This window comes from Streptomyces sp. SID9727, from assembly GCF_010550605.1.
Lineage (GTDB): Bacteria > Actinomycetota > Actinomycetes > Streptomycetales > Streptomycetaceae > Streptomyces.
In genome coordinates, this window is the sequence record NZ_JAAGNI010000236.1 from 1 (window position 1) to 9636 (window position 9636).

The window sequence follows — 9636 nt, forward strand, 5'->3', positions numbered from 1 at the left end:
CGGCTGCTCCGGCGACCCCGCCCCGCGGCCCTCCAAGGCCCCCGCGTCGGCGGCGGCCGCCGAGGCACCCGCCCCCAGCGCCACCGCCACCGCCCGGCCGCCCGCCCACGTCTCCATCCCGTCCCTGGGCGTGGACAGCGACGTGATGCGGCTCGGCCTCAATCCGGACCGCACGGTCGAGGTCCCGCCGGCCGACCAGGGCATGACGACCGGCTGGTACACGGGGAGCGCCGTGCCCGGCGAGCCCGGCGCGGCGGTGCTGATCGGGCACAACGACACCCGGTTCGGCCGGGCCGTCTTCCACGACCTGAAGAAGATCGCCAAGGGGGCGGAGATCGTGGTCCGGGACGCCCGGGGCACGGACGTCCGCTTCGAGGTCACCGCCCGCGAGACGGTGCGCAAGAACGCCTTCCCGACGGCCCGTGTCTACGGCCGCACCACGGAGCGGGCCCTGCGCCTGATCACCTGCGACGGCGCGTTCGACGCCGCCGGGCACCCGGTGGACAACCTAATCGTGTACGCGAAGCGGAAGTGACCGGGGCGTCGGACGCCTTCAGCCCCGGCGCTTCGCCAGCCGCTGCCGCCGCGCCTCGTACAGGACGATGGACGCCGCGTTCGAGGCGTTGAGGGAGCTGGCCGAGCCCGTCATCGGGATGCTGACGACGTGGTCGCAGCGCTCGCGCCAGGCGTTGCTGAGGCCCGCCGTCTCGTTGCCGATGAGGAGCAGGACGGGCTGGGTCAGGTCGAACTCGGAGGCGTCGCACTCACCGTCCTCGTCGGTGCCGACGACGAGGACCGGGCGGCCCCGGTCGCGCTCGGCGTCCAGCCAGTCGCCGACCTCGCGGTGGGAGGGGGTGCGGACGACGGGGAGGGCGAAGAAGGAGCCGGTCGTCGCGCGGACCGCCTTCGGGTCGTACGGGTCGGCCGCGTGCCCCGTCACGATGAGCCCGCGGGCGCCGAAGGCGTCGGCGGAGCGGACGATGCTGCCGATGTTGCCGGGCTGCGTCGGGCGGTCGAAGACGAGGCCGAGGAAGTCCTCGTCGACCCGGATGCGGGTCAGGTCGTCCGGCTCCATCCCGACCACGGCCAGGACCTCGGGGGCGCCCTCGGCCTTCTCGCTCAGCTCCGCGAGCAGGTCGGGGGCCATGGCGATGCGTTCCGTGGCGATCCCGCGCACCAGCTCCTCCGCCCAGCGGGAGAGCGGGCGGCTCGCGTCGTACAGGAGGGCGCGGATGGTCCAGCCGTGCTCGACGGCCATGGTGATCGGCCGGACGCCCTGGACGATGAACTCGCCGGCGCGTCCGCGCTTGGTCCGGTTGGTGAGCAGCGTCTGGAACTGCTGAAAGCGGGCGTTGCGGGTCGTGATCCGCTGCACAGCCACCGGGGGTCCTCCAAGGGGTGATCGGCCGCTCCGGAGGCGGTGCGGGCCGCCCCGGAAACCAGAAATTCCCACGGTTCGCGATGAACCGTGGGAACTGGATGAGTGTCCGAGGGGGGACTTGAACCCCCACGCCCGATAAAGGGCACTAGCACCTCAAGCTAGCGCGTCTGCCATTCCGCCACCCGGACCAGGTGATCCGCCCCGGTTTCCCGCGGCGACAAAGAAAACAATACCAGGGGTTTGGGGTGCCTTTCACCTGGATAGCGGGTGGCCCCCGGGGATCATTGCGCTGGTCAGTGCGGTGCGGGCGGCTCCGGGGAGCGTTTCGGCCGAGGGGCCGCTCCCCGCCCGTACGGACCGTCGCCGCCCACGTACGGACCGTGCCGCCGGAGGGTCGGCGTCTGGTTCCACGGGTGGCCGCGCGGGGCGGGTTACTTTCGCCTGCATGAGTGATCGAGGGTCCCGTCCTCCCCGCACACTGTCGCCGCTGCGCGAGCACCTGCGCGAGACGTTCTGGTTCGCCCCGGCCCTGACGCTGGTCTGCGCGTGCGCGCTCTGGTTCGCCGCCTCGGCACTGGACGAGCGGATCATCGCGTACCTGCGCGAGGAGCAGGCGTACGACGAGATCGCGGATCTGGTGAAGGTCGCCGAGGACACCAAGCAGATCGTCGTCACGGTCAGCTCGGCGATGATGACCTTCATCGGTGTGGTGTTCAGCATCTCGCTGGTCGCCGTGCAGATGGCGAGCGGCCAGCTCACACCCCGGGTGGTGCGGATCTTCGTACGGAGCCGGATCAGCAAGCTGACGCTGTCGGTGTTCCTCGCGACGTTCGTGTTCTCGCTGCTGGTCCTCAGCTCGTACGAGAGCGAGACCGACCCGCGCCGGGTCGCCTCGCTGCCGTTCGTGCAGAGCGTGCTGACCGCCCTGCTCGTCGGGCTGAGCCTGCTCCTCTTCATCGCGTACGTGAGCTCCACGCTGCGCCTGATGCAGAACGGGCCCGTCCTCGACCGCATCGCCCGGGACACCTTCCGGGTTCTGGGCCGGATGCCCACCGGACGCCCGAGCGGGGAGCCGCTGCCCGAGGAGACCGGGCAGATCCTGTACGAGGGGCGGGCCGGGGTGCTCCGCGACGTCAACGTGGCCCGGCTGGTCCGGGCCGCCCGGCGCCAGGGCGTGGTGCTCCGGCTGATCCCCCGGCTCGGGGACTTCGTGGTGCCGGGGACGCCGGTGCTCGCCGTGCACGGCGGGACGGCGCCGGCCCGGCGCACCCTGCGGTACACGGTGTCGGTGGGGGTCGAGCGCACCCTGCACCAGGACCTGGCGTTCGGGCTGCGCCAGCTGTCGGACATCGCGCTGCGGGCGCTGTCCCCAGCGGTGAACGACCCGACGACGGCCGTGCAGTGCCTGGACCGGATCGTGCAGTTCCTGGCGGCGGCGGTGCGGCTGCCGCTGGGCACGGTGCACCACCGCGACCGCCAGGGGGCGGTGCGACTGGTACAGGACGTGCCGGGGTGGGAGGACCTGGTGGACCTGGGCTTCGAGGAGGTGCGCCGGTGTGCGGCGGGCGCCCCGCAGGTGACGCGGCGGATGCTCGCCGGGATCGACGACCTGGTGCCGCTGGCCGGGCCGGACCGGCGGGGGCCGCTCGTCCGGCACCGCACGCTCCTCGTTCAGGCGGTGGAGCACGCGGTGCCGGACGCCGGCGAGCGGGAGTTCTCGCTGCTGCCCGACCGGCAGGGCATCGGCTGACGCGGCCGCGCCGGGCCTCTCCCTACTTGCGCAGCGCCGCGATGCCCTCGTAGCCGATCCGCGCGTGGTCCAGGGACTGCGCGGGGTCGGTCGGGCTCGGTGCGTTGTCCTGCTCGACCATCGGGTTGCGGTACTGGGCCTGTCCTACGCGGGAGAAGAACGTCCGGTAGTCGATGACTCCGGTGCCGAACGGGACCATGTCGTAGCCGTCGCCACTGCTGGTGTTGGCGACGCCGTCCTTGGCGTGGAACAGCGGGTAGCGCTTGTTGTTGCGGCGGACCAGGGCCGCCGGGTCGAAGACGTTCTCCCGCTGCGATCCGTCGGGGGCGGTGTAGGTGTGGAACTTGTACTGGGCGACGTGCGCCCAGAAGACGTCCATCTCCAACCAGACGGCCTTCGGGTCGGTGACCTTCAGGAAGTACTCCAGCTTGCGGACGCCGGAGCTGCGGGTGGGCCGTCCCTGCGCGTCCAGCGGCCCGCCGTCGAGCAGGAAGCCGTAGGCCGCGTCGTGGTTGTGCGTGTACAGCTTGATGCCCGCACGGCGTGCGATCTGCCCCAGGGCGTTCCATTTGTCGGCGGCCACGTCCCAGTCGGCCCGGTAGGCGCTGCCGGTGGGGTCGCCACCGGTGCCCATGTGCTCCATGCCGAGGATGTTCGCTATCTCCAGGTTCCGCTTGAACTCGTCCAGGTCGCTCTGGTTCAGGGGCCAGGACGACGGGATGAAGCCGTGGTTGCCCTGCGCGCGCAGGCCGTACTCGTCCAGCCAGGCGCGCAGCAGCTTCGCACCCGCCACCGTTTGGAGGTTGCCGCCGCCGGGTGCGTTGGCGTGCTGGCCGTATCCGGCGAACTCGACCTGCCGGTAGCCGAAGCGGGCCAGCTGCTTGAAGACCTCGCGGAAGCCCGAGGGGAGGCCGGTGCTGAGCGGGTCCCGGCCCGTGGCGTCGCGCACGGTGTACAGGATGATGCCCCGCTTGTCCGCCGGGACGAGAGCCTGGCCGTGGCCGTGGCCGCGGTCGTGGCCGTGGCCGTGTCCGGGGCGGGCGAAGGCGGGCGAGGCGCCGAAGACGGGCGCGGCGATCGCCGTCGCCGCGGCGGCGGTGCAGGTGCTGAGGAAGCGCCGGCGGCTGACGCCGAGGCTGCGGCGCAGGCCGTCGTCCGTCGCGGGTGCGTCGTTGTACACGGTCATGATGGGTCTACCTTCGTTCGGGGCTCGGCCGGTCCCCGGGGAAACCGGCCAGCGTGAGGAGCAGGGACTTCACTTCGGTGGCCCGGACGGGTCCGGTGAACGCGTGGGGGGTGGAGCAGAGGATGAGCGGCCCTTCTTCGTCGCTCGGGGGGAGGCGGCCGTGGCTGCCCCGGACGGGTGAGGGATCGAGCGGCACGACCGCCAGGCGATAGCGCATGCCGAGCTTCTTGCGGGCGATGGCCGTGGCCGCCTTGACCCGGACGTACGGGTCCTGGGGGTCCATGAAGAGCTCGACGGGGTCGTAGCCGGGTTTGCGGTGGATCTCGACGAGCTGCGCGAAGTCGGGCGCGCGGTCGTCGTCGAGCCAGTAGTAGTACGTGAACCAGGCGTCCGGGTCGGCGACGGCGACCAGCTCACCGGAGCGGGGGTGGTCCAGGCCGTGTGCCTTCTTGCCCTCGTCGTCGAGGAGGAGGCCGACGCCCGGGAGTCCGGCCAGGGCCTCGCGGGCGGCTCCGAGGTCTTCGGGCCGGCGCACGTAGACGTGCGCGATCTGGTGGTCGGCGACGGCGAAGGCCCTCGACGCCATCGGGTCCAGGTACTCCATGCCGTCCTGAGTGTGGACCTCCAGGAGTCCGGCGCGGCGCAGCGCCCGGTTGATGTCGACGGGCCGGTCGACCCGGGTGATGCCGTATTCGGAGAGGGCGACGACGGTACGTCCCTCGCGGCGGGCGTCGTCCAGGAGCGGAGCCACCGCGCGGTCCAGATCGGCCGCGGCCCGGAAGGCGCGCGGATCGTCGGGGCCGTAGCGCTGGAGGTCGTAGTCGAGGTGCGGGAGGTAGCACAGGGCGAGGTCAGGGTGGCGGGTGTCCAGGATGTGGCGGGTGGCGTCGATGATCCACTGGGAGGAGACCAGGTCGGCGCCGGGCCCCCAGAAGTGGAAGAGGGGGAACGTGCCGAGCTTTTCGGTGAGTTCGTCGTGCAGGGCCGGCGGGCGGGTGTAGCAGTCGGGTTCCTTGCGGCCGTCGGCGTAGTAGACGGGGCGGGGCGTGACGGTGTAGTCGGTGTCGGCGCCCATGGCGTACCACCAGCAGATGTTGGCCACCGTGTAACCGGGGTGGGCGCGGCGGGCGGCGTCCCAGAGCTTGTCGCCGGAGACGAGTCCGTTGTGCTGGCGCCACAGCAGGACGTCGCCGAGTTCGCGGAAGTACCAGCCGTTGGCGACGATGCCGTGCTCGGCGGGGGTGGTTCCGGTGAGGAAGGTGGACTGGGCGGCGCAGGTGACGGCGGGCAGGACCGTGCCGAGCGGGGCCCGGGTGCCGGACCGTCCGAGAGCCTTGAGGTGGGGCATGTGGTCGAGGAGGCGGGGGGTGAGCCCGACGACGTCGAGGACGAGGAGGGGGGTGGGCGGGGCGGCCGCCCCGGCGGTGGTCATGGCAGCTCCTTGAGGCCGAGGTCGGTCAGGAGGTCGCGGGCGAGGGCGAGTTCGGCGGCGATGCCCTCGGCGAGCTGGGCGCGGGTGCGGGGGCGCAGTCCGGCGGGAAGCGCCTGCCAGGTGTACGTCTCGACCTCCAGGTGCCGGGTGAGCGGTCTGGCACCGCCGACGAGCCGGCCGAGCGTGGCGCGGAGGACGGGCAGCGTGGAGGTGAGCGGGGGTGCGGGCGGTGCGTGCAGCGGTACGTGGAAGTGGGCGCGCCACGGGGTGCTGTCGCTGAGGATCTCCCCGGTGACGGCTTCGTCGAGGTCGTCGGTGCCGCGCAGTCCGGCGGCGGTGGCGGTCCGGGTCTGGTGGAGGAAGCGCGGTTCGGCGAAGGCCGCGAGGGCGGTGCGCACCTCGGGGAGATGGGGGTGTTCGGCGTGCAGGGCGGCGGACAGCTGCGCCTTGACGGTGGGGATGCCGGCCTCGTCGAGGGCGTCGATGGCGGTGTCCGGGTCTTCGAAGGACGTGGCGAGATGGCAGGTGTCGACGCAGACGCCGATGCGCGGGTGGCCGACGGCGGTGAGGGGGGCGATGGCGTCGGCGGTGGTCTCGACGGTGCATCCGGGTTCGGGTTCGAGGCCGATCCGGACGGACTTGCCCGTGATGTCGGCGAGTGCGTCGAGGTGTGAGCCGAGGGTGGCGAGCGCGTCGAGCGCGGTGCGGGCCGCTTCGGGATCGCCCGAGTACGGGGTGCGCCAGGCGAGGGGCAGGGTGGAGATGGTGCCCTCGGTGACGTCGTCGGGCAGGAGCGCCGCGAGCAGTCGGGCCAGGTCGGTGGTGTGGGTGAGCCGCTCGGGGTCCGTCCAGTCCGGCTTGTAGACCCGGTACTTGACCTCTTCGGCGCCGAATCCCTCGTACGGGAAGCCGTTGAGGGTGACGACTTCGAGGCCGCGGCGGTCGAGCTCGGTGCGCAGGGAACGCAGTCGCGAGGGATCGTCGACGAGGGTGCGGGCGGCGTCCCGGGCGAGCCAGAGGCCGATGCCGATGCGGTCGCGCCCGAGCCTCCTGCGTACGGGTTCGCAGTGGTCGCGGAGTTGGGCGAGGACGCCGTCCATGGTTTCGGCGGGGTGGACGTTGGTGCAGTACGCGAGGTGGACGACGGTTCCGTCGGGGTGGCGGAAGCGCATGGCGTCACTCCCCTCCGCGCAGGATGGAGTTGCCCTCGTGGAGTGCTCGGGGTGAGGGGGTGTCGAGGTGGAGGCGGCCGCTCCGGCCGTAGAAGGTGACGGGGTTGCGCCAGAGGACCTGGTCGACGTCGTCGTCGGTGAATCCGGCGGCGAGCATGGCGTCGGCCACCCGGCGGGTCTTCAGCGGGTCGCTCCTGCCCCAGTCGGCGGCGGAGTTGACGAGTACCTTCTCGGTGCCGTAACGCTTGAGGATCGCGATCATGCGGTCCTCGTCCATCTTGGTGTCGGGGTAGATGGAGAAGCCCGCCCAGCAGCCGCTGTCGAGGGCCTCCTTCACGGTGGTCTCGTTGAGGTGGTCGAGCAGTACCGCCTCGGGGCCGAGGTGGGATTCGCGGACGACGTCGATGGTGCGGCGCAGACCGGTGAGCTTGTCGCGGTGCGGGGTGTGGACGAGGGCGGGCAGGCCGTGGCCGGCGGCGAGCTGGAGCTGGGCGGCCAGCGCGTGGTCCTCGGCCGGGGTCATCGAGTCGTAGCCGATCTCCCCGACGGCGACGACGGAGTCCTTGACGAGGTAGCGGGGCAGGACGTCGAGGACGGGGGTGCAGCGGGGATCGTTCGCCTCTTTGGGGTTGAGGGCGAGCGTGCAGTGGTGGGCGATGCCGTACTGGGCGGCGCGGAAGGGCTCCCACCCGAGGAGGCCGTCGAAGTAGTCGAGGAAGCTGGCCGGCGAGGTGCGGGGCTGGCCGAGCCAGAAGGAGGGTTCGACCAGTGCGCGGACCCCGGCGTCGTACATCGCCCGGTAGTCGTCCGTGGTGCGCGAGGTCATGTGGATGTGGGGGTCGAAGATGCGCATCAGGTCTCCTCCGTGGGGGCGGTGGAAGCGGATGGGCCGGGTGCCGTGAGGGCGAGGACGTGGTGCAGGCCGGCGGGGACGGGGCGGCCGGCCGCGATGCGTTCGGAGGCGAAGCCGCCCAGCATCCGGGCGAGTTCGGCGTCGCCGCGTGATCTCCGGGCCAGGTCGTCGACGGCTTCGACGGGGACGCCGGTGAACAGGCACTTCAGGACGGCGTGGCGCCAGCCGTGCGGGCCGAGGTGAGTTCCGGCGTACGGTCCGACGGCTGCGGTGACGAGGGTGGTGTCGTTGGTGCGCAGGGCGTCCTCGACGAGGGGCAGGGCGGCCGGGCCGGGAACCAGTGCGGGCAGGGCCAGCAGTACGGCCCGGCGTTCGGCGGCGCTGCCCTGTTCGTAGAGGCGGGTCAGGGCCGGCAGGCCGGCACGGGCCCCGACGAGCAGCAGGACGCGTACGGAGTCGGCGTGTTCGCGTCCGCAGTGCCGGCCGGCGGCGGCGTACCTCAGCTCCCACGGCGGTGCGGCGTGACTGTCCGCGGGCGCGGTGTCCCTGTGGGCCGCTGCGTGGGCCGCCTCGGCGAGGGCCTCGTCGAGCCAGGCGCGCGCGGCTCCGTCGAGCAGGGTGTCGAGTTCCTCGCGGGTCAGGAGCGGGGTCCTGGAGGTGGGCGTCACGGCGTGCTCCCTTCGGCGGTCTCAGCGATGGGACGGACGGTGCTTGTTCAGGAAGTCGAGGGAGAAACGGGCCAGTTCGGGGCCCGCGTGGGAGTGGCGGGGCAGTTCGACGACGGTGAGCCCGTCGTACCCACTGCTTTCGAGGGCGGCGAGTACGGGCGGGAAGTCGATCTCGCCGTCGCCGAAGGGAAGGTGTTCGTGGACGCCCCGCCGCATGTCCTCGATCTGGACATGGCGCAGCCAGGGGGCGGCGTCGCGCACGCAGTCGACGGGCGGTGCGGGCTCCAGGCACTGGCAGTGGCCGATGTCGAGGGTGAGGCCGAGGGGCTCGGGGTCGCCGCTGAGCGCGCGGAGGTGGTGGAAGCCGGCGAGGTCGGCGAGGAGGTGCCCGGGCTCGGGCTCGATCGCCAGGGGGACCCCGTGGCGCTCGGCGGCGCGGAGGACCGGGGCGAGGGCGCCGGTGAGCCGCTGCCAGGCGGTGTCGGGTGCCGTGCCCGGGGGCGTGATGCCGCTGAAGCAGTGCACGGCGTGGGCGCCGAGGTCGGCGGCCGCCTCGACGGCCCGGACGAGCAGCGCGGTCCTGGCCGCGCGGGCGTCGGGATCCGGGTCCAGGAGTGAGGGGCCGTGCTTGCGGCGCGGGTCCAGGACGTAGCGGGCGCCGGTCTCGACGGTGACGCCGAGCCCCAGCTCCTGCAGCCGGGCGGCGACGCGGCGGGTGCGGGCGGCGAGGTCCGGGGCCATCGGGTCGAGGTGCATGTGGTCGAGGGTCAGGCCGACACCGTCGTAGCCGAGGTCGGCGAGGAGGGCGAGGGCGTCGTCCAGCCGCAGGTCGGTGAGCCCGTTGGTGCCGTAGCCGAGGCGGAGGGTCATGTGGGGCTCACCTTCCGGGCGAGGGCGCGGGCGAGCGGGACGAGGCCCATGACGGCGAGCGCGGACCCGGCTGCTCCGGCGCGTGCGGCGAGGGCTGCCTGGAGCGGGATCATCGCACGGATGCCGCTGCCGACGGCGCGCTGGGTGAGGGGCGGCGACGGGTTGAGCGCGGCGTGCGTGAGGGGGCGTGCGGCGGTGCGGAGGTAGGCCCCGGTGAGCGCGGTGAGGAGGAGCCTGCCGGGGGCGCCGCGCGAGGGCCGCCGTTCGTGCGTCAGGGCGGCGCCGATCCCGGCGGCGGCCGTGAGCGCGGTGACGGGTGCGGTG

Annotated in this window: 9 protein-coding genes, 1 tRNA gene and 1 pseudogene; 2 read left to right on the plus strand and 9 right to left on the minus strand. The window is 72.8% G+C overall.

What is annotated here, in order from left to right:
- On the plus strand, positions 1-535 hold a 535-nt coding region (locus tag G3I41_RS15315), incomplete at its 5' end, for a class F sortase (protein WP_239081647.1).
- 18 nt (positions 536-553) lie between these two features.
- Here the strand turns inward: G3I41_RS15315 and G3I41_RS15320 are convergent.
- Together G3I41_RS15320 and G3I41_RS15325 are read right to left on the minus strand one after the other, a co-directional pair.
- A complete protein-coding gene (locus G3I41_RS15320) occupies positions 554-1375 on the minus strand; it encodes an RNA methyltransferase (protein ID WP_164400769.1) in 822 nt (273 codons plus the stop codon).
- A 109-nt stretch (positions 1376-1484) separates the two neighbouring features.
- A tRNA-Leu gene (locus tag G3I41_RS15325) sits at positions 1485-1569 on the minus strand.
- Between the two features lie 257 nt (positions 1570-1826).
- Between G3I41_RS15325 and G3I41_RS15330 the strand changes: the two genes are divergently transcribed.
- Positions 1827-3131: a DUF2254 domain-containing protein gene (locus G3I41_RS15330; protein WP_164400761.1), complete on the plus strand. Its 1305-nt coding sequence runs from the start codon at positions 1827-1829 to the stop codon at positions 3129-3131.
- Between the two features lie 22 nt (positions 3132-3153).
- On the opposite strand, the gene G3I41_RS15335 is transcribed toward G3I41_RS15330, so the two are convergent.
- The 7 genes and pseudogenes from G3I41_RS15335 to G3I41_RS15365 all read right to left on the minus strand — a co-directional run.
- Positions 3154-4317, minus strand: coding sequence for a sugar phosphate isomerase/epimerase family protein (locus tag G3I41_RS15335; RefSeq protein WP_164400762.1), 1164 nt, complete (start codon positions 4315-4317; stop codon positions 3154-3156).
- A gap of 7 nt (positions 4318-4324) precedes the next feature.
- On the minus strand, positions 4325-5749 hold the full coding sequence (locus G3I41_RS15340) for a nucleotide pyrophosphatase/phosphodiesterase family protein (protein WP_164400763.1): 1425 nt from the start codon (positions 5747-5749) through the stop codon (positions 4325-4327).
- Complete coding sequence (eboE, locus tag G3I41_RS15345) at positions 5746-6921, minus strand: metabolite traffic protein EboE (protein ID WP_164400764.1); 1176 nt, start codon at positions 6919-6921, stop codon at positions 5746-5748. Before eboE ends, G3I41_RS15340 begins: the two co-directional genes overlap by 4 nt.
- 4 nt (positions 6922-6925) lie before the next feature.
- Positions 6926-7774 (minus strand): TatD family hydrolase, encoded by an 849-nt coding sequence (locus G3I41_RS15350; protein ID WP_164400765.1) that lies wholly within the window; start codon positions 7772-7774, stop codon positions 6926-6928.
- Positions 7774-8442, minus strand: coding sequence for an EboA domain-containing protein (locus G3I41_RS15355; protein ID WP_164400766.1), 669 nt, complete (start codon positions 8440-8442; stop codon positions 7774-7776). The genes G3I41_RS15350 and G3I41_RS15355 overlap by 1 nt, the downstream gene beginning before the upstream one ends.
- A gap of 21 nt (positions 8443-8463) precedes the next feature.
- Positions 8464-9312, minus strand: a complete 849-nt coding sequence (locus G3I41_RS15360; RefSeq protein WP_164400767.1) for a sugar phosphate isomerase/epimerase family protein — start codon at positions 9310-9312, stop codon at positions 8464-8466.
- Positions 9309-9636 (minus strand): annotated as a pseudogene (locus G3I41_RS15365) (prenyltransferase); the annotation flags it as partial. The pseudogene G3I41_RS15365 and the gene G3I41_RS15360, both read right to left, overlap by 4 nt.

Bases quoted from the DNA above. Each gene is read 5' to 3' on its own strand.
- G3I41_RS15360 (WP_164400767.1), bottom strand. From the start codon at position 9,312: ATGACCCTCCGCCTCGGCTACGGCACCAACGGGCTCACCGACCTGCGG.
- G3I41_RS15340 (WP_164400763.1), bottom strand. From the start codon at position 5,749: ATGACCACCGCCGGGGCGGCCGCCCCGCCCACCCCCCTCCTCGTCCTC.
- G3I41_RS15350 (WP_164400765.1), bottom strand. From the start codon at position 7,774: ATGCGCATCTTCGACCCCCACATCCACATGACCTCGCGCACCACGGAC.
- G3I41_RS15330 (WP_164400761.1), top strand. From the start codon at position 1,827: ATGAGTGATCGAGGGTCCCGTCCTCCCCGCACACTGTCGCCGCTGCGC.
- eboE (WP_164400764.1), bottom strand. From the start codon at position 6,921: ATGCGCTTCCGCCACCCCGACGGAACCGTCGTCCACCTCGCGTACTGC.
- G3I41_RS15335 (WP_164400762.1), bottom strand. From the start codon at position 4,317: ATGACCGTGTACAACGACGCACCCGCGACGGACGACGGCCTGCGCCGC.